At 72.2% G+C, this 26,411-nt stretch carries 26 protein-coding genes and 1 tRNA gene; 12 read left to right on the top strand and 15 right to left on the bottom strand.

Translation table 11 applies throughout. The features are described 5' to 3' along the window. Positions 1 to 13: 13 nt before the first annotated feature. Together ACZ4XX_RS26850 and ACZ4XX_RS26845 are read right to left on the bottom strand one after the other, a co-directional pair. Positions 14 to 2,545 carry an ABC transporter permease gene (locus tag ACZ4XX_RS26850; protein ID WP_468510428.1) on the bottom strand — a complete coding sequence of 844 codons (2,532 nt, stop codon included), beginning with the start codon at positions 2,543 to 2,545 and terminating at the stop codon, positions 14 to 16. Between the two features lie 54 nt (positions 2,546 to 2,599). Continuing rightward, the gene (locus ACZ4XX_RS26845) at positions 2,600 to 3,370 is read right to left on the bottom strand and encodes an ABC transporter ATP-binding protein (RefSeq protein WP_398004743.1); all 771 of its coding nucleotides are present in this window, start codon (positions 3,368 to 3,370) and stop codon (positions 2,600 to 2,602) included. A 375-nt stretch (positions 3,371 to 3,745) separates the two neighbouring features. On the opposite strand from ACZ4XX_RS26845, the gene ACZ4XX_RS26840 reads away from it, so the two are divergent. Then, positions 3,746 to 3,830: transfer RNA gene (locus ACZ4XX_RS26840), tRNA-Leu, on the top strand. 201 nt (positions 3,831 to 4,031) lie between these two features. Next, the gene (locus tag ACZ4XX_RS26835) at positions 4,032 to 4,934 is read left to right on the top strand and encodes a Bax inhibitor-1/YccA family protein (protein ID WP_468510427.1); all 903 of its coding nucleotides are present in this window, start codon (positions 4,032 to 4,034) and stop codon (positions 4,932 to 4,934) included. Positions 4,935 to 5,056: 122 nt separating this feature from the next. Here ACZ4XX_RS26835 and ACZ4XX_RS26830 read toward each other — a convergent pair whose 3' ends face one another. Beyond that, on the bottom strand, positions 5,057 to 5,287 hold the full coding sequence (locus tag ACZ4XX_RS26830) for a DUF4287 domain-containing protein (RefSeq protein ID WP_468510426.1): 231 nt from the start codon (positions 5,285 to 5,287) through the stop codon (positions 5,057 to 5,059). Positions 5,288 to 5,405: 118 nt separating this feature from the next. On the opposite strand from ACZ4XX_RS26830, the gene ACZ4XX_RS26825 reads away from it, so the two are divergent. Beyond that, on the top strand, positions 5,406 to 5,735 hold the full coding sequence (locus tag ACZ4XX_RS26825; RefSeq protein ID WP_229313735.1) for a hypothetical protein: 330 nt from the start codon (positions 5,406 to 5,408) through the stop codon (positions 5,733 to 5,735). Between the two features lie 93 nt (positions 5,736 to 5,828). On the opposite strand, the gene ACZ4XX_RS26820 is transcribed toward ACZ4XX_RS26825, so the two are convergent. The 3 genes from ACZ4XX_RS26820 to ACZ4XX_RS26810 all read right to left on the bottom strand — a co-directional run bounded on the left by ACZ4XX_RS26820 (position 5,829) and on the right by ACZ4XX_RS26810 (position 9,361). Beyond that, positions 5,829 to 6,674 (bottom strand): hypothetical protein, encoded by an 846-nt coding sequence (locus ACZ4XX_RS26820; RefSeq protein ID WP_468510451.1) that lies wholly within the window; start codon positions 6,672 to 6,674, stop codon positions 5,829 to 5,831. Between the two features lie 328 nt (positions 6,675 to 7,002). Next, on the bottom strand, positions 7,003 to 8,223 hold the full coding sequence (locus tag ACZ4XX_RS26815) for an acetyl-CoA C-acetyltransferase (protein WP_468510425.1): 1,221 nt from the start codon (positions 8,221 to 8,223) through the stop codon (positions 7,003 to 7,005). 112 nt (positions 8,224 to 8,335) lie between these two features. Next, complete coding sequence (locus ACZ4XX_RS26810) at positions 8,336 to 9,361, bottom strand: SGNH/GDSL hydrolase family protein (protein WP_468510424.1); 1,026 nt, start codon at positions 9,359 to 9,361, stop codon at positions 8,336 to 8,338. A gap of 103 nt (positions 9,362 to 9,464) precedes the next feature. Here ACZ4XX_RS26810 and ACZ4XX_RS26805 point away from each other — a divergent pair, with 103 nt between their 5' ends. Next, positions 9,465 to 10,856 (top strand): cystathionine beta-synthase, encoded by a 1,392-nt coding sequence (locus tag ACZ4XX_RS26805; RefSeq protein WP_468510423.1) that lies wholly within the window; start codon positions 9,465 to 9,467, stop codon positions 10,854 to 10,856. A gap of 467 nt (positions 10,857 to 11,323) precedes the next feature. Beyond that, positions 11,324 to 12,169 (top strand): MurR/RpiR family transcriptional regulator, encoded by an 846-nt coding sequence (locus tag ACZ4XX_RS26800; protein WP_468510422.1) that lies wholly within the window; start codon positions 11,324 to 11,326, stop codon positions 12,167 to 12,169. An 89-nt stretch (positions 12,170 to 12,258) separates the two neighbouring features. Here ACZ4XX_RS26800 and ACZ4XX_RS26795 read toward each other — a convergent pair whose 3' ends face one another. From ACZ4XX_RS26795 to ACZ4XX_RS26770, 6 genes are all read right to left on the bottom strand, one after another. Next, positions 12,259 to 12,630 (bottom strand): hypothetical protein, encoded by a 372-nt coding sequence (locus ACZ4XX_RS26795; RefSeq protein WP_361396551.1) that lies wholly within the window; start codon positions 12,628 to 12,630, stop codon positions 12,259 to 12,261. Between the two features lie 100 nt (positions 12,631 to 12,730). Continuing rightward, a complete protein-coding gene (locus ACZ4XX_RS26790) occupies positions 12,731 to 13,123 on the bottom strand; it encodes a roadblock/LC7 domain-containing protein (RefSeq protein WP_030315243.1) in 393 nt (130 codons plus the stop codon). A gap of 41 nt (positions 13,124 to 13,164) precedes the next feature. Then, positions 13,165 to 13,959, bottom strand: coding sequence for a transcriptional regulator (locus ACZ4XX_RS26785; RefSeq protein ID WP_468510421.1), 795 nt, complete (start codon positions 13,957 to 13,959; stop codon positions 13,165 to 13,167). Continuing rightward, positions 13,956 to 14,348, bottom strand: a complete 393-nt coding sequence (locus ACZ4XX_RS26780) for a roadblock/LC7 domain-containing protein (RefSeq protein ID WP_266966461.1) — start codon at positions 14,346 to 14,348, stop codon at positions 13,956 to 13,958. Before ACZ4XX_RS26780 ends, ACZ4XX_RS26785 begins: the two co-directional genes overlap by 4 nt. Positions 14,349 to 14,500: 152 nt before the next feature. Then, entirely contained in the window at positions 14,501 to 14,986 is a 486-nt protein-coding gene (locus tag ACZ4XX_RS26775; protein WP_468510420.1) for an SRPBCC family protein, read from the bottom strand. Positions 14,987 to 15,018: 32 nt separating this feature from the next. Beyond that, the gene (locus ACZ4XX_RS26770; protein WP_468510419.1) at positions 15,019 to 16,353 is read right to left on the bottom strand and encodes a type III PLP-dependent enzyme domain-containing protein; all 1,335 of its coding nucleotides are present in this window, start codon (positions 16,351 to 16,353) and stop codon (positions 15,019 to 15,021) included. 103 nt (positions 16,354 to 16,456) lie between these two features. Here ACZ4XX_RS26770 and hutU point away from each other — a divergent pair, with 103 nt between their 5' ends. The 6 genes from hutU (at position 16,457) to ACZ4XX_RS26740 (ending at position 23,487) form a co-directional block, all read left to right on the top strand. After that, complete coding sequence (gene hutU, locus ACZ4XX_RS26765) at positions 16,457 to 18,133, top strand: urocanate hydratase (protein ID WP_468510418.1); 1,677 nt, start codon at positions 16,457 to 16,459, stop codon at positions 18,131 to 18,133. Continuing rightward, positions 18,130 to 19,347 carry an allantoate amidohydrolase gene (locus tag ACZ4XX_RS26760; RefSeq protein WP_468510417.1) on the top strand — a complete coding sequence of 406 codons (1,218 nt, stop codon included), beginning with the start codon at positions 18,130 to 18,132 and terminating at the stop codon, positions 19,345 to 19,347. Before hutU ends, ACZ4XX_RS26760 begins: the two co-directional genes overlap by 4 nt. Next, the gene (locus ACZ4XX_RS26755; RefSeq protein WP_468510416.1) at positions 19,338 to 20,678 is read left to right on the top strand and encodes a formimidoylglutamate deiminase; all 1,341 of its coding nucleotides are present in this window, start codon (positions 19,338 to 19,340) and stop codon (positions 20,676 to 20,678) included. The genes ACZ4XX_RS26760 and ACZ4XX_RS26755 overlap by 10 nt, the downstream gene beginning before the upstream one ends. A 26-nt stretch (positions 20,679 to 20,704) precedes the next feature. Further along, the gene (hutI, locus tag ACZ4XX_RS26750) at positions 20,705 to 21,988 is read left to right on the top strand and encodes an imidazolonepropionase (protein ID WP_468510415.1); all 1,284 of its coding nucleotides are present in this window, start codon (positions 20,705 to 20,707) and stop codon (positions 21,986 to 21,988) included. Positions 21,989 to 22,057: 69 nt separating this feature from the next. After that, positions 22,058 to 22,813 carry a hypothetical protein gene (locus ACZ4XX_RS26745; protein ID WP_468510414.1) on the top strand — a complete coding sequence of 252 codons (756 nt, stop codon included), beginning with the start codon at positions 22,058 to 22,060 and terminating at the stop codon, positions 22,811 to 22,813. 35 nt (positions 22,814 to 22,848) lie between these two features. Then, positions 22,849 to 23,487: a LysE family translocator gene (locus ACZ4XX_RS26740; protein ID WP_468510413.1), complete on the top strand. Its 639-nt coding sequence runs from the start codon at positions 22,849 to 22,851 to the stop codon at positions 23,485 to 23,487. Here the strand turns inward: ACZ4XX_RS26740 and ACZ4XX_RS26735 are convergent. The 3 genes from ACZ4XX_RS26735 to ACZ4XX_RS26725 form a co-directional block, all read right to left on the bottom strand. Next, positions 23,447 to 23,863, bottom strand: coding sequence for a VOC family protein (locus ACZ4XX_RS26735; protein WP_468510412.1), 417 nt, complete (start codon positions 23,861 to 23,863; stop codon positions 23,447 to 23,449). The genes ACZ4XX_RS26740 and ACZ4XX_RS26735 overlap by 41 nt on opposite strands. Positions 23,864 to 23,942: 79 nt before the next feature. Continuing rightward, on the bottom strand, positions 23,943 to 24,299 hold the full coding sequence (locus ACZ4XX_RS26730; RefSeq protein ID WP_468510411.1) for a hypothetical protein: 357 nt from the start codon (positions 24,297 to 24,299) through the stop codon (positions 23,943 to 23,945). A gap of 127 nt (positions 24,300 to 24,426) precedes the next feature. Further along, positions 24,427 to 25,122 carry a phosphotransferase gene (locus ACZ4XX_RS26725; RefSeq protein WP_468510410.1) on the bottom strand — a complete coding sequence of 232 codons (696 nt, stop codon included), beginning with the start codon at positions 25,120 to 25,122 and terminating at the stop codon, positions 24,427 to 24,429. 124 nt (positions 25,123 to 25,246) lie between these two features. Between ACZ4XX_RS26725 and ACZ4XX_RS26720 the strand changes: the two genes are divergently transcribed. Beyond that, the gene (locus ACZ4XX_RS26720; protein ID WP_468510409.1) at positions 25,247 to 26,383 is read left to right on the top strand and encodes a GNAT family N-acetyltransferase; all 1,137 of its coding nucleotides are present in this window, start codon (positions 25,247 to 25,249) and stop codon (positions 26,381 to 26,383) included. Positions 26,384 to 26,411 lie beyond the last annotated feature (28 nt).

The following is a 26,411-nucleotide window of genomic DNA, read 5'->3' as shown; positions in this document are numbered from 1 at the left end:
GCTTCTCCGGCTGCTACTCGGCCTTGATCGCGGAGAGCATGTTCAGCTTCGCCGCGCTCCGGGCCGGCCACAGGGAGGCGAGGACGCCGACCAGGGCGGCCAGGATCAGGAAGATCCCGATCCGGTCCCAGGGAAGGACCAGGGCGTAGCCCGGGATCTGCTCCCTGATGGTCTCGCCGATCGCCCAGCCGAGGAACGAGCCGAGGCCGATGCCGACGACCGCGCCGAACACCGAGATGACCACGGCCTCCAGACGGACCATCCGCTTCACCCGGCGCCGGTCGAGGCCGATCGCCCGCAGCATGCCGATCTCCTGCTGGCGCTCGAAGACGGACATCGCGAGGGTGTTGACGACGCCGAGGACCGCGATGATCAGGGCCATGCCGAGCAGGCCGTACATGATGTTGAGCATCAGGTTGATCGGGCCGCCGAAGGAGTCACGGATGCCCTTGTGGTCCATCACCGTGATGTCGGGGTTGTCGCCCATGGCCTTCGCCAGGGCCCGCTCGTTGGCCGCGCTCGCGCCGCCCTCGGTCGAGACGAAGATCTGACGGATCTCCGGCCGCTCCTCGTGCGCGGTGACCAGCTTGTGGTCGATCAGGACGGGCGAGACGAACTCGCTGGGCTCGAAGACCGCCCCGACCGTCAGCTCGGCCTTCCGCTTGTCGAGGTACTCGACCGGGACGGTGTCGCCGACCTTCAGGCCGCGCTTCGCGGCGGTCTTCTCGTCGACGGCGATCGCGCCCTTGTCGAGGGAGGACAGCGAGCCCTTCACGACGGTGAGGTTGAGGACCTTGCCGATGTCGCCGGGGGTGACGCCGGAGGCCGAGACGTACGAGCCCTTGATCTCCAGGGCGCCCGCCTGCTGCGGGGAGATCGCGGTGACGCCCGGCGCCTTCTCCAGGGCGGTCAGCGCCTCCGGGCTCAGGCTGTTGCCGCTGGCCATGGAGACCATGTAGTCGGCCTTGATCTGGTCCGTCGTGGCCTTGTCGAGGGCCGTGCCGACCGTGGCGCCGAGCACCGAGAGACCGGTGACGAGGGTCAGGCCGATGGCGAGCGCGGAGGCGGTGGCGCCGGTGCGGCGCGGGTTGCGGACCGCGTTGAGGCCGGCGAGCTTGCCGGAGACCCCGAAGAGGTTCACGAAGACGGGGCGGATCACGGCGATCACGGGCCGGGACAGGAACGGGATCAGCACGATCACCCCGATGAGGGCGAGGAACGCGCCGCCCGCGATGAGCATGCGGCCCTCGTCGCCGCCCTGGCCGGCGCCGAGCACGATGAGCACGGCACCGAGGGCGCTGAACGCCGCACCGATGGAGTTCCGCACGACGAGCGACTTGGTGCTCGCGGCGGCGTGGACGCTGCTCATGGCGGCGACCGGCGGGATCTTCGCGGCGCGGCGGCCGGGCAGCCAGGCGGCGAGCATCGTGATCAGGACGCCGACGGCGAAGGCGCTGACGGCCGGGGTGGCGGTGAGGACCAGGCCGCCGCCGGGGACCTTCATCTCGAAGGCGCTCATGGCCGAGCGGAGCGAGACGGCCAGGCCGATGCCGAGCACGTAGCCGACGGCGGAGGCGAGCAGGCCGACCAGACCGGCCTCGGCGAGGACGGAGCGGGTGATCTGCTTGCGCGAGGCGCCGACGGCGCGCATCAGGGCGAGTTCCTTGGTGCGCTGCGCGACCAGCATGGTGAAGGTGTTGGAGATCAGGAAGATCCCGACGAAGAGCGCGATGCCGGCGAAGCCGAGGAGCACCTGGTTGAGCGCGCCGAGACCGGCCTCGATGTCCTTGGCCTGCTGTTCGGCGAGCGCTTCGCCGGTCTGCGCGGTGGCGGCCTTCGGGACGACCTTCAGGACCTCGGTGAGGAGCTTCTCGTCGTCCGTGCCGGGCGTGGCGCTCACGGCCAGGTCCTGGAAGTAGCCGGGCTTGAGGTAGAGCTTCTGCGCGACGGCGGTGTCGAAGACGACGAGGCTGCCGCCGGCGCTGACCGCGCCGTCCTCGGTGGTGAAGACGCCGGAGAGCTCGTACTCCTTCACCGGGCCGGTGGTCGCGACGCGGACGGTGTCGCCGACCTTGTAGCCGCCCTCGTCCGCGGTGTCCTTGTCGAGCGCGACCTGGCCGGCGGAGGCCGGGCCGTTCCCGGAGGTGAAGGCGTACGCGCGGTCCTTGCCGTCCTTGCCGGGGGCGAAGTTGGTGCCCTTGTTGGACCAGCCGGCGCCGATCAGCTTGCCGTTCCTGTCGGGCACACCGGCGAAGCCGTCGACGCGGGGGGTGACGGAGGCGACCCCGTCGAGCTTCGCGACCTTGTCGACGTCCTGCTGGGAGAGGCCGGGGGTCTTCCGGGCCTCCTCGGGGTTCGGGTACATCTCGACGGCGACGGCGACGTCGTCGTAGCTCTTGGCCGACTGGTTGCGGAAGGCCTGGCCGAGGGTGTCGGTGAAGACGAGGGTGCCGGAGACGAAGGCCACGCCGAGCATCACGGCGAGGACGGTCATCAGCAGTCTCGCCTTGTGCGCGAGGACGTTGCGCAGGGCGGTACGGAACATGGGTGTGTCCTGGAGGGAGAGGGACGGCGGGTGGGGCGGGGCTGCGCTACGGCGTCAGCTCGTACGGCCCTTGGCGTCGAAGGCCTTCATGCGGTCGAGCACGCCGTCCGCCGTCGGGTGCAGCATCTCGTCGACGATCCGGCCGTCGGCGAGGAAGATCACGCGGTCCGCGTAGGAGGCGGCCATCGCGTCGTGGGTGACCATGACGACGGTCTGGCCGAGCTCGCGGACCGAGTTGCGGAGGAAGCCGAGGACCTCGGCGCCCGAGCGGGAGTCCAGGTTTCCGGTGGGCTCGTCACCGAAGATGATCTCGGGGCGGGAGGCGAGGGCGCGGGCCACGGCCACGCGCTGCTGCTGGCCGCCGGAGAGCTCGGTGGGGCGGTGGCTGAGCCGGGCGGAGATCCCGAGCATGTCGATGACCTGCTGGACCCACTGCTTGTCGGGCTTGCGGCCGGCGATGTCCATCGGGAGCGTGATGTTCTCCAGGGCCGTCAGCGTGGGCAGCAGGTTGAAGGCCTGGAAGATGAAGCCGATCTTGTCCCGGCGCAGCTGGGTGAGCTGCTTGTCCTTCAGGGTGGAGAGCTCCGTCTCGCCGATCCGGACCGAGCCGGAGGAGAAGGAGTCGAGGCCGGCGACGCAGTGCATGAGCGTCGACTTGCCGGAGCCGGAGGGGCCCATGATCGCGGTGAACTCGCCCTGGCGGAAGTCCACGGTGACGTGATCGAGCGCGACCACCTGGGTCTCGCCGTGTCCGTAGACCTTCGAGAGATCCGTGGCGCGGGCGGCCACCGCGGTGGCGCGGGACACGGTGGGGGTGGTGGTCACGAGGGACTCCTGTCACTGCGGGGCTTCTGCGGGAACCCCTCCATCGTGTCGAGCGTTCGCGCTCGGATCGTCCGCCCACATGCCCGTTCCCGGGGCAGTCTCGAGTCGGACCGGGGGCCCCGATCCTCCTCCTGAGGTATGACGGCGTCCCTGAGAGACGGCTTCACGCCGACGTGACACACGTGCGACGACTTTTCGTCATTCCGGGGGGTGCGGCTTTGCGCCTGCGACCCCTGTCACAGTTCGGCGAAACGGCCCTCACCTGCACTGACGCACCCTCAGGCGTCAATAAAATAAGACAACATCGGGGCGATGTTCCGCTGAACGAGGGAAGCGCCCCGGATAGGCTCATGTGCCAACGCGGAGCTTCGCGACGCCCGGATGGTGGAATGCAGACACGGCGAGCTTAAACCTCGCTGGCCTTCGGGCCGTACCGGTTCGAGTCCGGTTCCGGGCACCACCCGGGCCCCAGGTGTCACACCTGTGGCCCGGCGAAGCGCCTCACTCACCGTGCGAGCCCTCGCGACCCACCGCGACGGAGCTGCGCGAAGATCGAAAACGTTCGGGAAAAGATCCTCCCCGAGCACTAGAGAGTTTCTTTTGCCTACGCATTACTCTTGACGCGAGGCCGCGCGCATGCGGCACGCCATGGAGGAGTGAGATGAGGAGCAGCAACCCGGTCTTCTCGCGACGGGGGTTCAGCCGCGACAACGGCACCGCGGGCTTCAACGGCCAGCAGCCGCAGGCCGGGGGCCCCGCCGTCGGGACCAACCCGTACGCCACCGGCACCCCGTACGCCGACGGCGCGACGAACCCGTACGCCACCAACCCGTACGCCCCGCAGGACACGCAGCTCGGCGCCCCGCAGCAGGCCCGCGGCAATGTGATGACGATCGACGACGTCGTGAGCCGTACGGCCATGACGCTCGGCACGGTCGTGCTCACCGCCGTCCTGTCCTGGCTGCTGCTGCCGGTCGACCCCGCCAACCTGGGCAAGTCCTACGGCATCGCCATCGGCGCCGCCCTGGTCGCCCTGGTGCTGTCGCTCGTGCAGTCCTTCAAGCGCAAGCCGTCGCCGGCGCTCATCCTGAGCTACGCGGCCTTCGAGGGCGTCTTCCTCGGAGTGATCTCGGCCGCCGTCTCGACGTACATCGCCGACGGCGTGGTCATCCAGGCGGTCCTCGGCACGATGGCGGTCTTCGCCGGCGTGCTGATCGCCTACAAGATGGGCTGGATCCGGGTCAACCGGCGCTTCTACGGCTTCGTGATGGCCGCCGCGATGGGCTTCATGCTCCTCATGGTGACCAACCTGCTGTTCGCCGTCTTCGCCGGCGGTGACGGCCTCGGATTCCGCAGCGGTGGCCTCGGCATCCTCTTCGGTGTCATCGGCATCATCCTCGGTGCCTGCTTCCTCGCCCTCGACTTCAAGCAGGTCGAGGACGGCGTGACCTACGGCGCGCCGCGCGAGGAGGCCTGGCTGGCCGCCTTCGGTCTCACCATGACCCTGGTGTGGATCTACCTGGAGATGCTGCGTCTGCTGTCGATCCTGCAGGGCGACGACTGACGCGTCCCGACTCGGGGGGAAGGGCCCGTCCGGCTTCGTGCCGGGCGGGCCCTTCCGCGTTCCCGGTCGGGACGGGGGCGGTGCGGGACCTCCCCCTGTCGGACGAGGGTGGTTCCCGGACCTCAGAGCAGTCTCCGGGCCGCCCGCCGCAGGTCGTACTCGTGCAGGATCGCCTTCGCGTGACCGTGCGTGAGCTCGTGGGCCCCGCGGAGCCAGCTCACCCGCTCCTCGAAACGGAGGAGGGAGGGACCCTCCTCGACGGTGCGCATCCAGTCGGCGATCTCACGACCGGTGCGGCCCGGAATGCGGGCCAGCATGTTGCGGTGGGTCTCTTCGGAGAATGTATGGGACATCGGCGCCTCCGGACGCGTCGTACCGTGTGCTCCTCGTACTCCTGGCACTTCTTCACGTCACCGTGCCGAAGTGTTCGCCCGTTGGCAAGAGGCCCGGGACGGCGCGTAGGGTCGCGGAGTGCGCGATACGAGTGAACTGACCGCCGCCGTCGAACGCTTCGCCGACCGGCTGCGGGCCGCCCCGCAGAGCCGCCTCCAGCGCGGTGCGGCGGCGGAGGGACTTGCCCTCGCCCGCGAGCTCGCGGTGCGCGCCCAGCGCGCCGAGGACCCGGAGCGCGAGCCGAGGACGATGCCGGACGCGGGGGTCTTCACCGTGGCCGACCAGCTGGTCGTCGCCGGGAACGATCTGGCCGAAATCCTGCGAACGGCCCCGGCCGACTCCCGCGAGGGGGAACTGGCGGAGGCCGTGGGTCTGGTCCGTGAGGCGGCGGAGCGCTCGGGGCTGTAGGGCCCGCGGATCGGCGGGCCTCCGGGAAAGGGCCCGTAGCGGTCCCCGCGGGGCGTGGAGAGGTTCTGGAGGGCCGGGAGAGGCCCAGGAGGGCTAGAGGGACGCGATGACGCGGTCCGCCAGGATGTAGACGTTCTCGTCGTCCGCCTCGCCGTACGAGAAGGTGAGGGCGAAAGCGCCCGAGACGCCCGAGCCGCCGAGCAGCACCGGCGTACGGCCGGCGCGCAGGGCCTCCGCGAGGCGCTCCGCGGTCTCGCGGTGCCCCGGCGTCATACAGAGCGTCGTGCCGTCCGCGAAGACGTACACGTCGAGCGTGCCGAGCGGACCCGGACGCACGTCGGTCAGCGCGGTGGCGGTGTCGGCCAGCTCCTCGAGACGGGCCACCGTCCGCTCGTGGTCGGTGACGACGGGGGTCTGCACCGGCACGAAGTCCGGGTGCGAGGGGTGCCGACGGCGGGCCGCGGCCAGCTCGGCCGAGTCCTCCGGGTACTCCTCGAGGGCGTCGATCGAGTCGAGCGGGTCCAGCGCGTCGGGGCCGTCGAGCGCGGCGGCCTCCGCCTCCATGGCCTCCAGGGCCATCGCCTCCAGGCCCACGAAGTCGGCCTGGCGCGGGACGAAGAAGGTGCCGTCGTCGACCGGGCCGCCGAGACCGCCCAGCAGGGACGGGGCGTCGGCCGCGTCCCTGGCCTCCTGTGCGGCCCAGAAGGCCCGCGCCTCGGCGAGCTCACGCTCGCGCTCCTCGGCCAGCGCCTCCGCGACCGCGGCCCGTATCTCGGCGGCGGGCGTGGCCGTGCGGGCCGCGGGGACCGTGACGCCGTGGCCGGCCGCCAGCTCGCTCCGCAGGGCGGTGACCTGCTTGCGGAGACCGTGGACTGCGTGCAGGGCGGCGGCGCCCACGGCCGTGGCAGCGGCCGTGGTCAGCAGCAGGGCAAGAGGCATGGCGCTCACTGACGTACTCCCGATTCCGAGTCGATCCCCCGACTTCCTACATCAGCTTGTCCTGGGGTGGGGCTCGCTGTCAGTGCATTACGTCACGAATTGGACAGGTATTTCTACCAGGCGTTTAGTCCCAGAACCGCTCTGACCTGGGAAAACGAACTCCCCCGGGACGTAGGTCACATCCTGGGGGAGATTCGGTCACGGCTCGGACGCGGTGCGGTTGGAGCCCTCGGTACGAGGAGACGCGCCCCGGCGTACCCCGGCGCCCGGGAGAGGCGCCGGTGCGGGTGTCAGGACAGGCGTCAGCTCAGCCGCCCGGCTCAGCGGCTCAGCTCAGCCGCTCGATCACCATGGCCATGCCCTGGCCGCCGCCGACGCACATGGTCTCCAGGCCGAACTGCTTGTCGTGGAACTGGAGGCCGTTGATCAGCGTGCCGGTGATCCGGGCGCCGGTCATGCCGAAGGGGTGGCCGACGGCGATGGCGCCACCGTTGACGTTCACCTTGTCCAGGTCCAGGCCCAGGTCCTGGTAGGACGGGATGACCTGGGCGGCGAAGGCCTCGTTGAGCTCCGCCAGGTCGATGTCGCCGATGGTCAGGCCGGCCCGCTTGAGGGCCTGCTTCGACGCCTCGACCGGGCCGAGGCCCATGATCTCGGGGGAGAGGCCGGAGACGCCGGTGGAGACGATCCGGGCGAGCGGGGTCAGGCCGAGCTCGCGGGCCTTCGTGTCCGACATGATGACGAGCGCGGCGGCGCCGTCGTTCAGCGGGCAGCAGTTGGCGGCGGTGACCAGGCCGTCGGGGCGGAAGACCGGCTTGAGGCCCTGCACGCCCTCCAGGGTGACGCCGGCGCGCGGGCCGTCGTCCGAGGAGACGACGGTGCCGTCCGGGAGCGTCACCGGGGTGATCTCGCGCTCCCAGAAGCCGTTCTTGATGGCCTGCTCGGCGAGGTTCTGCGAGCGGACGCCGAACTCGTCCATCTCCTGGCGGCTGATGCCCTTGAGGCGGGCCAGGTTCTCGGCGGTCTGGCCCATCGCGATGTACGCGTCCGGGACGATGCCGTCCTCGCGCGGGTCGTGCCAGGTGGAGCCCTCGGAGGCGGCGACCTCGGCGGTGCGGGCCTCGGCCTCGGCGAAGAACGGGTTGTGGGTGTCGGGCAGCGAGTCCGAGTTGCCCCGGACGAAGCTGGACACCATCTCGACACCGGCCGAGATGAAGACGTCGCCCTCGCCCGCCTTGATCGCGTGCAGCGCCATGCGGGAGGTCTGCAGCGAGGAGGAGCAGTAGCGGGTGACCGTGCAGCCCGGCAGGTGGTCCATGCCCATCCGCACGGACACGATGCGGCCCAGGTTGTTGCCCTGCTCGCCGCCGGGCAGACCGCAGCCCAGCATCAGGTCGTCGATGTCGCGCGGGTCCAGCTCCGGCACCTTCGCCAGGGCGGCCTGCACGATGGTCGCGGTGAGGTCGTCCGCCCGCAGGTCCTTGAGGGAGCCCTTGAAGGCCCGGCCGATGGGCGAGCGGGCGGTCGAGACGATCACGGCTTCGGGCATCACGGCTCCATGAGGGTGCGGAGTGAGCGGACTGAAAGGGAAGTTACCCGTACGTACCGCATGGGGTCATCGGCCTGGGCATGTGATGCGGACCTCTTTTCTAAGCGAGCGCTCAGTTGGTGGGGGCGGCCGTCTCCGCGGCCCCCTCTCCCTGGGCCTCAGGCGACGCGTCCGTCGCGACCGGCAGACGCCGCCTGCGGCGGTGCTTCAGGAGGGCCCAGGGGGCGCGGGCGCCCGTGACCTCCGTGCCCGCCTCCTTCGCCGCCTCCGCCGCCGCCTTCGCGACCGGCAGCATGTTCTCCCGCCGTGCCGGCTCCAGGCGGTCCGTCTCGGGCCACACGCCCAGCACCGCGCACATCGTCGGCAGCACGGCCATCGCCGCCGTCGCGTAGCCCTCCGCCGACGGGTGGAAGTTGTCCACCCCGAACATCTCGCGCGGGTTCGCCGCGAACTCGGGCCCGAGCAGGTCGCCCAGCGACACCGTCCGCCCGCCCTGCTCGATCACCACGATGGTCTGCGCCGCCGCCAGCTGCCGGGAGGCCCGCCGGGCCAGCCAGCGCAGCGGCTGGTAGACCGGCTCGATCGTCCCGAGGTCAGGGCAGGTCCCCACCACCACCTCCGCGCCGGCCGTCCGCAGTCGCCGGACCGCCGCCGCCAGGAGCCGTACCGACTCCGTCGGCGGCATCCGGTGCGTCACGTCGTTCGCGCCGATCATGATCACGCAGACGTCCGGCGGCCCGAGGGGCTGGGCCAGCAGCAGCGACACCTGGCGCTCCAGGTCGTCGGAGCGGGCGCCGGAGAGCGCCACGTTCCGCAGCACCACCGGCCGCTCCGCCACCGCCGCGAGCCCCGAGGCGAGCAGCGCGCCCGGCGTCTGGCCCGCGCGGCGCACCCCCTGACCCGCCGCCGTGGAATCACCCAGAAGGGCCAGCCGCAGCGGGTCGTCCGAGCCGAACGCACGGCCGTAGAGGCCGTCCGCTCCCGGTGGCAGAGGGGCCGCGCCGCCGCCCACCGTCCGCTTCGCGATCTGCATCTCGGCCAGCAGGACGCCCACCGCCGCCACACCCAGCAGCCCGATGCTGCCGCCGCCGTACGCCGCACCCGCCGCGATCCGCCGCGCCACCCTCGCCCTCGACATGGGGCCGTCACCTCCTTCAAGCCGTTCAGGGTCTAACTGCCCCGTAACCCGCTCCGACTACGCATACGCTGGCCACACCATTACGGAGACCCCGGAGATTACGGTGCAATTCCACGACTCGATGATCAGCCTCGTCGGCAACACCCCGCTGGTGAAGCTCAACAGCGTCACAGCGGGTATTCAGGCGACCGTTCTGGCCAAGGTCGAGTACTTCAACCCCGGAGGCTCGGTCAAGGACCGGATCGCCCTGCGGATGATCGAGGCGGCCGAGCAGAGCGGTGAGCTCAAGCCCGGCGGAACCATCGTCGAGCCCACGTCCGGCAACACCGGCGTCGGCCTGGCGATCGTGGCGCAGACGAAGGGCTACAAGTGCATCTTCGTCTGCCCCGACAAGGTGTCCCTCGACAAGATCAACGTACTGCGGGCGTACGGCGCCGAGGTCGTCGTCTGCCCCACCGCGGTCGACCCGGAGCACCCGGACTCGTACTACAACGTCTCGGACCGCCTCGTCCGTGAGACGCCCGGTGCCTGGAAGCCCGACCAGTACTCCAACCCGAACAACCCGCGCTCCCACTACGAGACCACCGGTCCCGAGCTCTGGGAGCAGACGGAGGGGAAGATCACCCACTTCGTCGCGGGCGTCGGCACGGGCGGCACCATCTCCGGCACCGGCAACTACCTCAAGGAGGCCAGCGGCGGCTCCGTGCAGGTCGTCGGCGCCGACCCGGAGGGTTCGGTCTACTCGGGCGGCTCCGGTCGCCCGTACCTCGTCGAGGGCGTCGGCGAGGACTTCTGGCCGACCGCGTACGACCGGAACGTCACGGACCGGATCGTCGCCGTGTCCGACAAGGACTCGTTCCAGATGACCCGCCGCCTCGCCAAGGAGGAGGGCCTCCTCGTCGGCGGTTCCTGTGGCATGGCCGTCGTGGCCGCGCTCGAGGTCGCCAGGGAGCTCGGCCCGGACGACGTCGTCGTCGTCCTGCTGCCGGACTCCGGCCGCGGTTACATGTCGAAGATCTTCAGCGACGAGTGGATGGCCGACTACGGCTTCCTGGAGGACACCTCCACGGCCACCGTCGCCGACGTCCTGCGCCACAAGGAGGGCGGCACCATGCCCTCCCTCGTCCACATGCACCCGGACGAGACCGTCGGCCAGGCCATCGAGGTGCTCCGCGAGTACGGCGTCTCCCAGATGCCCATCGTGAAGCCCGGCGCCGGTCACCCCGACGTGATGGCCGCCGAGGTCGTCGGCTCGGTCGTCGAGAAGGAGCTGCTCGACGCCCTCTTCACCCAGCGCGCCTCCCTGGAGGACCCGCTGGAGCGCCACATGAGCGCGCCGCTGCCGCAGGTCGGCTCCGGCGAGCCGGTGGCCGACCTGATGTCCGTCCTCGGCGAGGCCGCCGACGCGGCGATCGTGCTGGTCGAGGGCAAGCCGACCGGCGTCGTCAGCCGCCAGGACCTGCTGGCCTTCCTGGCCAACGGCGGCGCGAAGTAGGTCCCGGGGCCGGTGCGGTGGGTGCTGCGGGCGTGTTCGCGCAATCGGTACGAGCGCGACACGTCGGCGCAGCACCCGCTTAACACGCGTCCGGCACAGTGGTGGTTGTCGGCGTCACGGACTTCCGGAGCGGCTCCCGGACTCCTGACGACGCCGCGGACGCGGAGACCGGCCCTGACCCGGGCCCGTGTCCTCGCGGGGACCGCCGTCGTCCCGCCCCCCGTTCCGGGGGTGCGGCGGTCCCCGCGCCGACTTCTTCCACCCTTGCCGGGCCCCGTGGGCGTTCCTCGCGGGGCGTTCCAGCCCTTGCCGGGCCCCGCGGGCGTTCCTCGCGGGTGTGGCAGCCGGGCTCCCGCCGGTCTTTCCTCTCGGGCTTCCCGCTCGCGCTTCTCTCCGGAGCACCCCCTGCATATCCTTATGCAGAGCCCTTCGTGGGTGAATAGGCGTGAGAGAGAGGGGGCGGCGGTATGAGCGACAGCCCGGCCGGTCGGCTGCAGGCGCTCTTCGAGGGGCACCGGCTGACGCCGACACAGCGGCGGATCGCGCACTGCATGGTGCGGCGCGCCGGTGACGTGCCCTTCCTGTCCAGCGTCGAGCTGGCCGAGCTCGCCGGAGTCAGCCAGCCCTCCGTCACCCGCTTCGCCGTCGCCCTCGGCTTCGACGGCTACCCGGCGCTCCGCCGTCATCTGCGCGAGGTCGCGCCCCCCGAGTCCGGTGCGGCCGAGGGGGAGGACGAGACGCCGAACGAGTACCAGCAGGCCGTCCTCGCCGAGATCGAGAACCTCAGGCACCTCGCCGGACTCCTCGCCGACCCGGCGCCCGTCGAACGGGCCGGCCGGCTCCTGGCCCGCTCCCGCCCGCTGCCGGTCCTCGGTCTGCGGGCCGCCTCCTCGCAGGCACGCGGCTTCGCCTACTTCGCCGCCAAGGTGCACCCGGACGTCCGGCTCCTCGACGAGGCCGGCTCCATGCTCACGGACCGCGTCGACGCCGCCGTACGCGCCGGGGCCACGGCCCTGCTGTGCTTCGCGCTGCCCCGGCACCCGCGGGAGGTCGTCGAGGCCCTGGAGTACGCGCGTGCCGCCGGGCTCACGGTCGTGACCGTCGCCGAGTCGGCGTTCGCGCCGGTCGCCGCCCACAGTGACCTGCTCATCCCGGCCGCCGTCGGCACCGGGCTCGCCTTCGACACCGCCTGTGCGCCGATGATGCTCGGCCGGGTCCTCCTGGAGGCCATGGCCGACGAACTCCCGGACGCGCAGGCGCGCCTGGAGGAGTTCGACGCGAAGGCGGCGGCGCGGGGCCTGTTCGTCGAGTAGGTCCTGTCGTCGCCTTCCCGCCGTCGCCCGAAGGGCAGGCGGGAAGGCGACGACAGGACCTGCGCCCCGCGCCCGCGAAGAAGGCCGGGTCAGACGTCCAGTTCGGCCTCGATCTTCTTCAGCTGGTGGCGGGCCATCGCCAGGTTCGCCCGGTCCTTGTCCAGCGCGAGGTACAGGAACAGGCCGCTCTTGCCCTGCCCCTTGAGCAGCCGGATCATGTGGTACTGCCGGCCGAGGGTGATCAGGATGTCCTCGATCTCCTCGCCGAGGCCGAGCATCTCCATCGTCCGGACCTTGGCCCGGACGACGTCGGTGTTGCCGGCCGCGGCCATGTTGAGGTCGAGCTCCTTGCCGCCGCCGATCGTGCCGAGTGCCATGCCGCTCGTGTAGTCGACGAGGGCCGCGCCGATGGCACCTTCGATGGAGGCCGCTTCCTTGAGGGAGGTCTCGGTGTTCGCCATGGGTGTCGCACTTCCTTCTCGTGTACGTGTCTTCTACGTGGTGCACGTGGTGCTCGTTGTGCGTGGTGCTCGTTGTGCTCGTTGTGCGTGGTGCGGTGCGTCAGTTCAGGTCTCTGCGCTCCAGTGCGCCGTCGACGAGTTCGCCTATCCGGACACTGGATCTGCGGGCCTCCAGATGGAGCCGCCCGACGTTGATCCGGGGTTCGGCGAGCAGCGTCAGGACGGCCGAGCCGCCTGCCGCGTACGTCGCCACGTAGCCGTTCTCGCCGCGTACCAGCAGCTCCCGGAACCGGCCCTGGCCGGTGCTGTCGGTCAGCCGCTGGCCGACGCCGAGCGCCGCCGCGGTCAGCGCGGCCACGCTCTCCGCCTCGCCGTCCACGGTGTCGTGGGCGAGGACGAGCCCGTCGGCACTGGCCGCGAGCGCCCCGGTCAGCTGGGGCAGCCGGGCCCGCAGCCGTCTGAGCTCGCCGAGGACCTCGGCTTCTGCCGTCATGAGCTGTTTCCTTTCGGCGCGCAGGCGCAGGGCACGCCTCATCACAGGTGTGCCTCCAGGGCGTCACGGAGCCGGCGCAGCAGGGCGATGTCGGGATCGGCCACCGGCAGGGCCGGTAACAGGGCAGGCAAGGGGGGCGGCATCGGTAGGGGGGCGGGGTCGAGCGGCGTCTCGACGAGCCCGGCGGCCGCGAGCCGCCGGACGTCGAGGAGGGTGTGGAAGGCGGGTCGGCCCAGTGCCAGGGCCAGTTCGGCCGGGGTCCGGTGCCCGTCCGCGGCGGCGAGCAGGGCCCGCTGGCGCGCCCCCACGGTCTGGCCGGGGGCGGCGCGGCGCGGCACGACGGGGGAGGTGTCCACGGAGGCGTACGGCCAGACGGCGTCGAGGAGTTCGCGGCGGCGTATCGTCTCGCGCTCCACGGCCTCGGCCGACACCGGCCGCACCGTCCCGAACCAGTGCCCGACCCCGTACCGGAAGCGGGTCGGTCCGCTGGTGGGGGAGAGGGCGAAGAAGGCCGCGTCGAAGACGGCGCCGAGGTGGCAGATCTCCAGCTCGCCGTCGTGGAGCCGGCCGCTGTCGACGAGGAAGCGGCCGACGGCGCGATGGGCGCCCGCCCGGTCGACGGCCTCGTCCCAGCCCTCGCGGGGCAGCCGTCCGCCGGTGGTGAGGAGGACGTCGACGCCGGGGGCGGCCGGGCTCTCGGCGTGTACGACACGGCCGTCGACGAGGTAGAGGGTGCCGTGGTCGCGGAGCAGGGCGCCGGTGGCCTTCTCCGCGGCGAGCCGTACCAGCATGGGGGAGACGGGAGTGGCGACCGCGGTCGCTCCGAGCCCGCTCATCCCAGGACCAGCCGTTCGGCGAGGTCGCGGAGGCGTATTCGGGCGAGGGCGAGGTTGCCGGTGTCGCGGTCGAGCCAGAGGTGGAGGAAGACGCTGCTGTCGAAGGACGTCTCGACGAAGCGCAGGACGTGGTAGCCGGCGCGGGTGGTGACGATCAGGTCCTCGACGGGCGGTTCGTCGCCGGGGTCCTCTCCCGCGGCGGCGAACGAGTCGAACTCGGCGGCGGCTCGGGCGAGTTCGGCGGTCTCGGCGGCGGTCGTCTCATGGTCGCCGACCGGTGAGTCGCCCGCCGTCCCGAGGGCGAGCCCGCTGGTCCAGTCGACCAGGGAGGCTCCGCGAGCGCCCGGCAGGGCCATGGCCTCCAGAAGGCACTCGTCGATTCCGGGCACGCGGATTCCCCTCCCGATGCGGCGTGCGAACGTGCGGCAGTGACGGTGACGTTACTGAACGCAGCGGCCTCCGGGGGGTGTTCTGGCATTTTCCATCGGAACATGCCAGCACCTGGCGGTAATCGGGTCAGGATTGTGTGTCAGGTCGACCGTCAGATCTTCGATTCCACCGCGTTCGCGATCTCGGACAGGTCCTTCGCGAGCGCCTTGGCGACCGCCTTCGCGCCGAAGCGGGCCATCAGCCGTCCCAGGAATCCCTGCCTGCGACCGCGGGAGGGCCGGGCGGAGAACGTCATCCGCAGGGTGGTCGCCCCCGTTCCGTCGGGGACGAGGGTGATCTCGGAGACGTAGTGCATACCGTGCGAGTCGGCGACCGTCACGTACCGGTCGGGCGGCTCGCACTCCGTCACCAGCATCTCCTCGGTGGCCTCCTTGCCCAGCATCCGCCGGGTCTCGCGCCAGCGGGTGCCCACGGCGAAGCCGCCCTCGGTGAGCACCTCGACCCGCTCGACGCCCGAGAGGACGCGGGGCATGTCCGGCAGGTCGGTGATCGACTCCCAGACCCGCCCGGGGGAGGCGTCGACCCGCCGCTCGACGACGACGGTCGTGGTGTTCGAGCCGGTTCCCGTTCCAGTCATGGCTTCATCGAAACCGCGACGCACGGCCCGCGCTACCCGACGAGGGCGTCCGCGTGCGCCCCGCCCGACTCGGCGACGATCTCCGCGAGCGTCTGGGGCTTCCGTACGGTCGCGAAGGCGACCACCCCGTCGCCGCCACCGTCCCCGCCCTCCGTCACCGTGAAGCCGTGGATGCCCGGCCGGGGCAGGCTGTTGTACGCGTAGTGGTGGGCGAAGCAGTACGCGCCCGTGTCCGGGACGGCCACCACGTCGCCCTGGTGCAGCAGCGGCAGCGCCCGGCCGGCGGCGAGCAGGTCCCCGGCGAAGCAGGCGGGGCCCGCCACGTCCTGGACGGTGACCTCCCCGGTGCGGGGGCGGCCCTCGGAGTCGTAGGCGAGCACGCGCAGCGGCCAGGCCTCGGGTGCGTAGACCGTCCGGGTGGCCACCTGTACGCCCGCGTGGGTGACGGCGATGGGGCGGCCCCCGGAGGTCTTGGTGTACTCCACCCGGGCGAGGATCGTGCCGTGCTTGGCCAGCAGGGAGCGGCCGAACTCGGTCACCAGGCCGTAGCGGCCGTCGAAGAGTCCGGGGACGGTGTCGGCGAGCAGCCGGGCGTACTCCGCGTACGTCGGCGTCTCCTCGTCGGAGTGGAAGTTGACCGGCAGGCCGCCGCCGATGTCGAGGGTGTCGATCTGCTGTCGGCCGACCGTGCGGTTGATCTCCTCGGCGAGCGCGTACGCCTCTCCGACGCCTTCGGCCATCAGGGCGAGCGGGACGCCCTGGGAGCCGGTGTGGGTGTGCAGCCGGGTCAGCCAGGGCCGCTCCGCGTAGGCCTGGACGACGGCCTTGCGGGCGCCCTCGTCGCGGAGTGCCACGCCGAACTTGGAGGTGGCGGTCGCGGTCGAGAGGGCGCCGATGGAACCGGCTCCGACCTGCGGGTTCACCCGGATCCCGAGGGGTGAGGCGGTGGGCGCGGAGGCGATGAGCGCGTCGAGCCTGGCCAGTTCCTGGAGGTTGTCGGCGTTGACGGCGATGCCGAGCGCGAGGGCCTGGCGCAGCTCGGCGGGGGTCTTGGCGGGGGAGTCGAGCACGGTGTCGGCGGGCGGGACTCCGGCGGCGCGCGCGAGGGCCAGCTCGCCGGGGCTCGCGACCTCGACGCCGAGTCCGGCCTCGTGCAGGAGGCGGAGCACGGGGACGAGCGGGGCGGCCTTGACGGCGAAGGCGTGCAGCACGGGCGCGTCGGTGACGGCGGCGAACGCGCTGGTCAGGGAGGCTGCGGAGGCCCGGATGCCGGCGGTGTCGAGGAGGGCGACGACCGGTTCGGCGGGGGAGAGGAGTCCTTGGTCGACGGAGGCTCGGACGGCGAGATCGCGGCGGGAGGAGGCCATGGATCCATCCCATCACCGGGACGTGCGGCCCCGCAGCTGTTGACTACAACTATTCATAGCGCGAGGATGTGAATATCTGAACGACATCCGAGGAGGCACCCCCATGTCAGGACCCCGCCCCGTACGAGCGGCTCGCGGTACGGAACTGAGCGCCCTGGGATGGCAGCAGGAAGCCGCCCTCCGGATGCTCCAGAACAACCTCGACCCCGAGGTCGCCGAGCACCCCGACAAGCTCGTCGTCTACGGCGGCACCGGCAAGGCCGCCCGCGACTGGCGCTCCTTCGACGCCATGGTCCGCACGCTCCGGACGCTGAAGCAGGACGAGACGATGCTCGTCCAGTCCGGCCGGCCCGTCGGCGTCATGCAGACCCACGAGTGGGCCCCGCGCGTCCTCCTCGCCAACTCCAACCTGGTCGGCGACTGGGCCAACTGGGAGGAGTTCCGCCGCCTGGAGCAGCTCGGCCTCACCATGTACGGCCAGATGACCGCCGGGTCCTGGATCTACATCGGCACCCAGGGCATCCTCCAGGGCACGTACGAGACCTTCGCCGCCGTCGCCGCGAAGAAGTTCGGCGGCACCCTGGCCGGCACGATCACCCTCACCGCCGGCCTCGGCGGCATGGGCGGCGCCCAGCCGCTCGCCGTGACCATGAACGACGGCGTCGCCATCTGCATCGACGTCGACCCGCGCGCCATCGAGCGCCGCATCGAGCACCGCTACCTGGACGTGAAGGCGGACAACCTCGCCCACGCGCTCCAGCTGGCCACGGAGGCCCGCGACGCCCGCCGTCCGCTCTCCGTCGGCCTCCTCGGCAACGCCGCCGAGCTGCTCCCGCAGATGCTCGCCGAGGGCGCCCCGATCGACATCGTGACGGACCAGACCTCCGCCCACGACCCGCTGGCCTACCTGCCGGTCGGCGTGGCCTTCGACGACATGGCCGACGCGGCCGCCAAGGACCCGGCCGGCTTCACCGTGCGGGCCCGCGAGTCGATGGCCAGGCACGTCGAGGCCATGGTCGGCTTCATGGACGCGGGCGCCGAGGTCTTCGACTACGGCAACTCGATCCGCGGCGAGGCCCAGCTGGCCGGCTACGACCGCGCGTTCGCCTTCCCCGGCTTCGTGCCGGCGTACATCCGACCGCTGTTCTGCGAGGGCAAGGGCCCGTTCCGCTGGGCGGCCCTGTCCGGCGAGGCCTCGGACATCCACAAGACGGACAAGGCGATCCTCGACCTCTTCCCGGAGAACGAGTCCCTGCACCGCTGGATCAAGATGGCCGGCGAGCGCGTCCACTTCCAGGGCCTGCCCGCCCGCATCTGCTGGCTCGGCCAGGGCGAGCGCGACAAGGCCGGCGACATGTTCAACGACATGGTCGGCAACGGCACCCTCGCCGCGCCCCTCGCGATCGGCCGCGACCACCTCGACTGCGGCTCGGTGGCCTCCCCGTACCGCGAGACCGAGGCCATGCTCGACGGCTCCGACGCCATCGCCGACTGGCCGCTCCTCAACGCCATGGTGAACGTCGCCTCCGGCGCGTCCTGGGTCTCCATCCACCACGGCGGCGGCGTCGGCATGGGCCGGTCCATCCACGCCGGCCAGGTCTCGGTGGCCGACGGCACCAAGCTCGCGGGCGAGAAGATCCGCCGCGTCCTGACGAACGACCCCGGCATGGGCGTCATCCGGCACGTCGACGCGGGCTACGACATCGCGGAGCGGGTCGCCGACGAGAAGGGCGTCCGCGTCCCGATGCGCGAGGGCTCCGACGACGAGGCCTCGGCGTGAGCGCCACCTTCCACGCCATGTGGCGGTCGCTGCGGCCCATCGGCCGCAGCGCCGCCTCCGGTGGCTACCGGCGTTACGCCTGGACCGAGGCCGACGCCGACTGCCGCCTCTGGTTCCGCATGCAGGCCGAGGCCCGCCGCATGGACGTCGAGACCGACCGCAACGGCAACCAGTGGGCCTGGCTCGGCGACCCCACGGCGGGGGACGCCGTCGTCACCGGCTCCCACCTGGACTCCGTCCCGGACGGCGGCGCCTTCGACGGCCCCCTCGGCGTCGTCTCCGCCTTCGCCGCCCTCGACGAACTCCGCTCGCGCGGCGTCTCGTTCAAGCGCCCCCTCGCCATCACCAACTTCGGCGACGAGGAGGGCGCCCGCTTCGGCCTCGCCTGCGTCGGCTCCCGCCTCACCGCCGGCCGGCTGACGAAGGAGCAGGCGTACGAGCTCCGCGACGGCGCCGGCACCAGCCTCCCGCAGGCCATGGAGGCCGCCGGGTACGACCCCTCGACGATCGGTCCCGACCCCGAGCGGCTCGCCCGCATCGGCGCGTTCGTCGAACTCCACGTCGAGCAGGGCCGCGCCCTCGACCTCTCCGGGGACGCCGTCGGCATCGCCTCCTCCATCTGGCCGCACGGCCGCTGGCGGTACGACTTCGCGGGCGAGGCCAACCACGCGGGCACCACCCGCCTGGTCGACCGCCGCGACCCGATGCTCACCTACGCGGAGACGGTCCTCGCCGCCCGCCGCGAGGCGGAGCTCGCGGGCGCCGTCGCCACCTTCGGCAAGATCGCGGTCGAGCCCAACGGCGTCAACGCCATCCCGTCCCTGGTCCGCGGCTGGCTCGACGCCCGCGCCGCCGACCAGGACTCGCTCGACACGGTCGTGGCGGGCGTCGAGACGGCGGCCCGCGACTACGCCCGGCGCCACGGCATCGACCTCACGGTCGTCCGGGAGTCCTTCACTCCGATCGTGGACTTCTCGCACGCCCTGCGCGACGAGCTGTCCCGGATCCTGGGCGAGTCCGGCAAGGTCCCGGTCCTCGGCACCGGTGCCGGACACGACGCGGGAATCCTCTCCGAATCGATTCCGACCGCCATGCTGTTCGTACGGAACCCCACCGGCGTCTCGCACTCCCCGGCCGAGTTCGCGGCCGAGGACGACTGCGCGGCCGGGGTCCTCGCACTCGCCGACGTACTGGAGGAGCTGGCGTGCCGCTGACGACGTACTGGCTGGAACACGCCTGGCTCGACACGAACGTCGAGCCGGGCGTGGCCCTGGACGTGGACCCCGGCGGCCGGATCGCGGCCGTCCGCACCGGGGTGGACGCCCCGCCGCCGGGCGCGGTCGCCCTCCGCGGCCTCACGATCCCCGGCCTCGCCAACGCCCACTCGCACGCCTTCCACCGCGCCCTGCGCGGTACCGTCCAGGTCGGCTCCGGCACCTTCTGGACCTGGCGCGAGGTCATGTACAACGTGGCCCAACGCCTCGACCCCGACAGCTACTTCGCCCTCGCCCGTGCCGTGTACGCGGAGATGGCACTGGCGGGTATCACGGCCGTCGGCGAGTTCCACTACCTCCACCACGCGCCCGGCGGCACCCCGTACGCCGACCCCAACGCCATGGGCGAGGCCCTGATCGCCGCCGCAGGCGAGGCCGGCATCCGCATCACCCTCCTCGACACGGCGTACCTCTCCGCCGGCTTCGGGGCCGCCCCCGACCGGCACCAGCTCCGCTTCTCCGACGGCACGGCCGAGGCCTGGGCCGAGCGGGTGAGCGGCCTGAAGGAACGGGACGGGGTACGGATCGGGGCGGCGATCCACTCGGTCCGCGCGGTCCCGGCGGACCAGCTGTCGACGGTGGCCCGCTGGGCCCAGGACCGGCAGGCGCCCCTTCACGTCCACCTCTCGGAGCAGACGGCCGAGAACGACGCCTGCCTGGCGGCCCACGGCCGCACGCCCACCCAGCTCCTGGCCGACCACGGAGTGCTCGGCGCCCGGACGACGGGCGTCCACAACACCCATATGACGGACGCCGACATCGCCATGATCGGTTCGACGTCCACCGGCACCTGCATGTGCCCCACGACGGAACGGGACCTGGCCGACGGCATCGGCCCGGCCGTCGCCCTCCAGCGTGCCGGCTCCCCGCTGTCCCTGGGCAGCGACAGCCACGCGGTGATCGACCTGCTGGAGGAGGCGCGCGCGATGGAACTGAACGAACGCCTCCGCACCCGCACCCGGGGCCACTGGACGGCGGCCGCGCTCCTCCGCGCGGCCACGGCGGACGGCCACGCGGCCCTCGGCCGGCCGGACGCGGGCACCCTGGAGGCCGGCGCCCCGGCCGACTTCACGACGATCGCCCTGGACTCGGTCAGGACAGCGGGACCGGTACCGCGTCTGGCAGCCGAGACGGCGGTATTCGCAGCGTCGGCAGCGGACGTCCGGCACACCGTCGTGGGCGGACGTCACGTCGTACGGGACGGGGTCCACCAGACCGTGCAGGACGTGCCCCGTGCCCTCGCGGACTCGATCGCCGCACTGCGCGGCTGAAGCGCCTGAAGGAGACACCCCTCACCATGAACACCGGCCCCGCGGCGACGAACAACCCGGTGGCGAGCTCCGCCCCCACGAGCGCGAACAGCGCCGTGGCGAAGGCCGCCACCGCCATCGTCAACATCGCCAGCCTCGTCACGAACGATCCCTCCCTCGGATCGGGGTCCCCCCGCTCGAGCAAGTTCGAGAGTGGGGGAGGAAGTGCCCTGGGCCTGATCCAGGACGCGGCCGTCGTCGTCGACGGCGACCGCGTCGTCTGGGTCGGTGAATCCAGCAAAGCACCGGCCACTGACAACAGGGTCGACGCCGGTGGACGGGCGGTGATCCCCGGCTTCGTGGACTCCCACTCGCACCTCGTCTTCGCGGGCGACCGCACCGCCGAGTTCAACGCCCGCATGTCCGGCCAGGCCTACGAGGCCGGCGGCATCCGCACCACGGTCGCGGCGACCCGCGCGGCGACCGACGCCGAGCTCTCGGCGAACGTCGCCCGCTACCTCCGCGAGGCCCTCCGCCAGGGCACGACGACCTTCGAGACCAAGTCGGGCTACGGCCTGACCGTCGAGGACGAGGCACGTGCGCTGCGCATCGCGGCCGAGCACACCGACGAGGTCACGTACCTCGGCGCGCACATCGTCTCCCCGGACTACGCCGACGACCCGGCCGCGTATGTGGACCTGGTGACGGGCGAGATGCTGGACGCGTGTGCCCCGTACGCCCGTTGGGTGGACGTCTTCTGCGAGAAGGGCGCCTTCGACGGCGACCAGGCGCGCGCGATCCTGACTGCGGGCATGGCGAAGGGCCTGCACCCCCGGGTGCACGCGAACCAGCTCACGTACGGCCCCGGCGTCCAGCTCGCGGTGGAGCTGGACGCGGCGAGCGCGGACCACTGCACCCACCTGACGGACGCCGACGTGGACGCGCTGGCGAACGGATCGACGGTCGCGACCCTCCTCCCGGGCGCGGAGTTCTCCACCCGTGCGCAGTGGCCGAACGCCCGCCGTCTCCTGGACGCGGGCGTGACGGTCGCCCTGTCCACGGACTGCAACCCGGGCTCGTCCTTCACGTCCTCCGTCCCCTTCTGCATCGCCCTCGCGGTACGGGACATGGGCATGACCCCCGACGAGGCGGTCTGGTCGGCCACGGCGGGCGGCGCGGCGGCCCTGCGCCGCACGGACGTCGGCCGGCTGACGCCCGGCGCGCGCGCGGACCTCACGTTCCTCGACGCCCCGTCCCACGTGCACCTGGCCTACCGCCCGGGCGTTCCGCTGGTGACGGAGGTCTGGCGGGCGGGCGTGCGGGTGGTCTGAGCACGCGGGGGCGGCAGTTGAGTAGTCGTACTCAGGTGGGGCCCCGCCCGCCGCGAACAGACTGCGGGCATGACTTCAGAGCGCTCGACCATCGTGAAGAACAAGCGACTCGGCGGCGTGATCGCGGCGGCGCTGTGCGCCCTCGCGCTCACGGCCTGCGGCACGGAGGGGGCGAGGGGCGAGGCGACGGCGGGAGCGGCCATGGCCGTGAAGCCGACCGCCACGCCCACGCCCACGGAGGCGAGACCCGACCCCATGGACGACCCCGCCCTCACCGCCGAGGACCAGAGGGCCGCGCTCGGACTCATGAGCCTCGTGATGGAGGTCGCCGCGGCGTGCGAGAAGGGCTCCGAGGACCTCCCCGCCGTGCCCCCGAGCCGCGAACCGCAGCGGTCGGCGCCGGTGCCGGTCGAACCCCAGGCCCCGGGGCCCCGCCCCGGCGACTCGGAAGTCCCCGTTCCCCTCGACGACATGCCCGCGCCCGCCGACACCGCCTGGAACTTCGACCGCGTGCGTCAGGAGGTCGAGTTGGGCGACACCGAGAAGTGCGCCGCCCTTCGCCACGGCAGCCGTATCGCGAAGGCACTGGACGGCACGGGCGACCCGACCGCGGCCCATGTCGAGAAGGCCCTCGGCGAGATCGGCTACGGCTTCGCCCACCGCGTCCACAGCCCCGTGGAAGCCGACGGAAAGGTCGAGTTCACCCTCGACCTCCGAGGCGGCGAGCTGTGCATCGACGGCACCTACGACGGAACCCGCACGACCTTCGACCCGTACGGCGTCCATCCTGCGGTGTACTGCACGGACGTGAAGCGCCGCGGCTGAGGCGCGGCCCGGGGTGCGGGATATCCTGACACTCCATGGAACCCACCACGGCTCTCTGGTCCTTCGCCCTCGTCGTAGGGCTGCTCACCCTCACCCCCGGCCTCGACACCGCGCTGATCCTGCGCACCTCCGCCCTCGGCCACCGCGCGCGGGCCTGGGGAGTCGTCCTCGGGATCCAGACCGGCACCCTGCTGTGGGGCGCGCTCACCTCGCTGGGCGTGACGGCGCTGCTCACGGCCTCGCAGACGGCGTACGACATCCTGCGCTGGGCGGGTGCCGCGTACCTGGTGTGGATCGGCTTCCAGATGCTCCGCAACACCTTCCGCGGCCTCCCGGCGACGGGCGAGGCGGACGAGGGGCACGCGACGGCCGAGGACTCCCTGGCCGTCGGCTGGCGCCAGGGAACGCTCACGAACCTGCTGAACCCGAAGGTGGGCGCCTTCTATGTGGCGGTGCTCCCGCAGTTCCTGCCGACGGGCGGCGACCACTTCACCATGGGCCTCCTCCTCACCGGTGAACACATCCTCCTCGGTCTGCTCTGGTCCACGGTCCTGATCGCCTTCGCCCGCCTCCTCCGCGACCAGCTCCGCAAGCCCAGGGCCCGCCGCTACCTGGACCGCCTCACGGGCACGGTCATCGCGGCCTTCGGCGTCCGCCTGGCGCTTTCGAACTAGCGGCACCGGCAGCCGCGTCGGGCCGCTGGGACCGGTGGCTCAGGACGTTGATCACGCGGCCGTCCGGGTCGCGGGTGAAGAAGCGGCGCACGCCCCAGGGTTCGTCGGTCAGGGGGTGGACGATCTCGGCGCCCGACGCCCGGACCGCCGCGTACGCCGCGTCCACGTCGTCGACCTCCACGCTCAGGTCCGGGGCGACCGGGGCGGTCAGGTCGTGGGTCATCAGGCTGATCTGCGCCGCGGGGGCCGACGGGGAGGCGAGGGTGGTGATCCAGCCGTGGTCCATCACCGCCTCGAACCCGAGCAGCCCGTAGAAGTCACGGTTCTCCTCGAGGGAGGCGGTGTGGAGGTTGGGGACCGCGCGGCGGATCGTCATCGGTGGCTCCCGAACGGCAGGCGCGGCTCGCGGACGGTGGTCGTCAGTGCTCCCATGACCGCACCCTAGCGAGCCGCGTTCAGCGGAACTCGTGAACCAGCTCGATCTCGCCCACGATGTGCGCGTTGAACTCGTCGAGCTCCTCCGCCGGCACCCACAGCTCCAGGATCGTCCGGCCGCCCGCCTGCTGGACCGGGTACCTGCGCAGGAACTCCGTGTCGACCTCGAAGCGGGTGACGAAGCCGACGCCGCTGTGCCTGACGTTCCAGTCCCGCGCGATCATCACCGCGTACTCCTCGTTGAGGACCGGGTAGAAGATCGGCTGCTCGGGCAGCCGCGGCGGCCAGGCCCGCCACTCCAGCTCCCGCACGAGATCCAGCTCGATCGGGCCGGTGGGGCGCCACAGGGTCGTCGTCGGGCGGTGGGCGGCGGTCACGGGTTCACTCTCTCTCACACAGGGCAGCCGCGGGCGAGGTCTGCGGGCCCCCGACGGTAGCGGCGGGGCCGGGCGCCGGGCCACCGGGTTTCGCCGGGTCGCCCAGGCGGCCCGGGGCGCCGCCCGCTCAGGCCGCCCGGGGTGCCGCCAGCTCTGTCACCAGGTCCGCCGCCGCGCCCAGCGTCGCCCTCTCCCCCTCCGTCAGGTTCGGGTCCGCCGCACGGCGGACCCGGGCCGTGCCGACGTGCGGCAGGACCGGGGCCGTCGCGGCCGAGAGGAGCGTGGCCAGGCCCGCCCGGGCGCCCGGGGCGTACGGGGCCGGGGAGACCGCCACCTCCGCGAGGAGCAGCGCCGACATCGCGTGGTCCAGGCCCGGCGGGTGGCCCTCCTCGGCGGTCTCCCAGTCGATGACGACGGGTCCCCGGTCGGCCGTCAGGAGGACGTTCCCGGGGTGCAGGTCCAGATGTGCCGGCGGTGACCCCGGCAGCGCGTGCAGCCTCGCCAGGAGCTCCGCGATCAGCGCGCCCGCCGGTTCCGGTTCGTACGTGCCGGCCAGCAGGGCGTCCAGGAGCGACGGCCCCGCGAGGCGTTCCATCACCAGATCGGGCCCCTCCGCGCGCAGCACCGCCGGGACCGGGTAGCCGTGGCGCGTCAGCCGCGTCATGACCTCGGCCTCCCGGGCCGTGTCGCCGCCGTCCCGGTTGCGCCGCAGCACCCACGCGTCGTCCCCCGGCAGCGCGTACACGTCCGCGGTCCTGCCCCAGCCGATGATCTCCAACCCGTCCACCCCGCGAGCCCCTTGATCATCACGGATCCCCGTCATGTCCCCTCCTTCACGGGTTGGTCACGGAAAGCCCCAGTATCCCTGCCGCGGGTGACCACGGACCGGTACCGTCCTGTCCTGGTAGTGCTCAGGGGGTAGACCGGGGGGTCGGCAGGTGAGTGCTGTGAGCGTGCGCGTCGTGCGGCCGGGGGAGCTGGGCGAGCGCGAGATCGAGTCCTGGCGGGAACTGCGCGCGAAAGCCGGGGGGCCCGCGAATCCCTTCATGGAGCCGGAGTTCACCCGCGCGGTCGCCGAGGTCCGCCCGCGCTCGCGGGTCGCCGTCTGGTGGGAGGACGGGCAACCGGTCGGCTTCTTCCCGTACGAGAAGGGCCTGTTCGGCGGGGGCCGTGCCATCGGCTTCGGGGTCTCCGACAGTCAGGGAGCCGTCCTGCGTTCCGGACTGCGGCCGGACGCACGGGTGTTGCTGCGCGCCTGCGGTCTCGCCGTCTGGGAGTTCGACAACCTGGAGGACGGGCAGCCGGTCTTCGAGGGTGCCGCCACCGAGTCGTTCGCCTCGCCGGTGATCGACGTCGGCGAGGGGTACGCGGCCTACGAGGCGCTGCTTCGCGTCCAGTCGCCCAAGTTCCTCAGGACCACCCTCGCCAAGGAGCGCAAGCTCGGCCGGCAGGCGGACGGCGAGGTGCGCTTCGTCTTCGACGAGCGCGATCCGGCGGCCCTGCGCACCCTCATGGCGTGGAAGTCCGCCCAGTACCGCAGGACCGGCCGCGGCGACCGCTTCGCCCGGGAGTGGATCAGCGCGCTCGTCCGCCGCCTGCACACGCTCCGTACGCCCGGCTGTTCCGGCGTGCTGTCCGTGCTGTACGTGGGGGAGCGCCCGGTCGCCGCCCACTTCGGACTGCGGTCCAGGACCGTGCTGTCCTGCTGGTTCCCGGCGTACGACCCGGAGTTCGCGAAGTACTCGCCGGGGCTCGTCCTCCATCTGCGGATGGCCGAGGCCGCGGCCGCCGCCGGGATCGGGATGCTGGACCTGGGGCGCGGCGCAGCCGAGTACAAGGACTCGCTGAAGACGGGGGAGTTGACGGTGCACGAGGGTGCCGTCGTCCGGCCGGGTGTGCTGGGCGGGGCCCACTGGCTGCGCCGGGAGCCCCCGCTGCGTGTGCACCGCTTCGTCCGTACCCGGCCCGCGGTCGCGGCCCGGGGGCGCGCCGTCCTCAACGGTCTCGCCCGCCTGAGGGGCCACCGTCGGCCCCACCGCACCGCCGTCGGCCGCGTCGGTGACCGCGCCCGCGCGGGTGACTGAGCCCGTGACCGAGCCCGTGCACGCGGGC

Source organism: Streptomyces sp. NPDC029956 (assembly GCF_055574655.1).
This window is presented reverse-complemented; position numbering and strand designations above follow the sequence as displayed.

Excerpts from the sequence above, each read along its gene's own strand:
- ACZ4XX_RS26830 (WP_468510426.1), bottom strand. The coding sequence starts at position 5,287 with ATGTCCCATACATTCTCCGAAGAGACCCACCGCAACATGCTGGCCCGC.
- ACZ4XX_RS26770 (WP_468510419.1), bottom strand. The coding sequence starts at position 16,353 with ATGGCCTCCTCCCGCCGCGATCTCGCCGTCCGAGCCTCCGTCGACCAA.
- ACZ4XX_RS26785 (WP_468510421.1), bottom strand. The coding sequence starts at position 13,959 with ATGAGCGGGCTCGGAGCGACCGCGGTCGCCACTCCCGTCTCCCCCATG.
- ACZ4XX_RS26740 (WP_468510413.1), top strand. The coding sequence starts at position 22,849 with ATGGAACCCACCACGGCTCTCTGGTCCTTCGCCCTCGTCGTAGGGCTG.
- ACZ4XX_RS26810 (WP_468510424.1), bottom strand. The coding sequence starts at position 9,361 with ATGTCGAGGGCGAGGGTGGCGCGGCGGATCGCGGCGGGTGCGGCGTAC.
- ACZ4XX_RS26735 (WP_468510412.1), bottom strand. The coding sequence starts at position 23,863 with ATGACGATCCGCCGCGCGGTCCCCAACCTCCACACCGCCTCCCTCGAG.
- ACZ4XX_RS26815 (WP_468510425.1), bottom strand. The coding sequence starts at position 8,223 with ATGCCCGAAGCCGTGATCGTCTCGACCGCCCGCTCGCCCATCGGCCGG.
- ACZ4XX_RS26725 (WP_468510410.1), bottom strand. The coding sequence starts at position 25,122 with ATGACGGGGATCCGTGATGATCAAGGGGCTCGCGGGGTGGACGGGTTG.
- ACZ4XX_RS26775 (WP_468510420.1), bottom strand. The coding sequence starts at position 14,986 with ATGACTGGAACGGGAACCGGCTCGAACACCACGACCGTCGTCGTCGAG.
- ACZ4XX_RS26790 (WP_030315243.1), bottom strand. The coding sequence starts at position 13,123 with ATGACGGCAGAAGCCGAGGTCCTCGGCGAGCTCAGACGGCTGCGGGCC.
- ACZ4XX_RS26850 (WP_468510428.1), bottom strand. The coding sequence starts at position 2,545 with ATGTTCCGTACCGCCCTGCGCAACGTCCTCGCGCACAAGGCGAGACTG.
- ACZ4XX_RS26795 (WP_361396551.1), bottom strand. The coding sequence starts at position 12,630 with ATGGCGAACACCGAGACCTCCCTCAAGGAAGCGGCCTCCATCGAAGGT.
- ACZ4XX_RS26745 (WP_468510414.1), top strand. The coding sequence starts at position 22,058 with ATGACTTCAGAGCGCTCGACCATCGTGAAGAACAAGCGACTCGGCGGC.
- ACZ4XX_RS26820 (WP_468510451.1), bottom strand. The coding sequence starts at position 6,674 with ATGCCTCTTGCCCTGCTGCTGACCACGGCCGCTGCCACGGCCGTGGGC.
- hutI (WP_468510415.1), top strand. The coding sequence starts at position 20,705 with ATGAACACCGGCCCCGCGGCGACGAACAACCCGGTGGCGAGCTCCGCC.
- ACZ4XX_RS26835 (WP_468510427.1), top strand. The coding sequence starts at position 4,032 with ATGAGGAGCAGCAACCCGGTCTTCTCGCGACGGGGGTTCAGCCGCGAC.
- ACZ4XX_RS26800 (WP_468510422.1), top strand. The coding sequence starts at position 11,324 with ATGAGCGACAGCCCGGCCGGTCGGCTGCAGGCGCTCTTCGAGGGGCAC.
- hutU (WP_468510418.1), top strand. The coding sequence starts at position 16,457 with ATGTCAGGACCCCGCCCCGTACGAGCGGCTCGCGGTACGGAACTGAGC.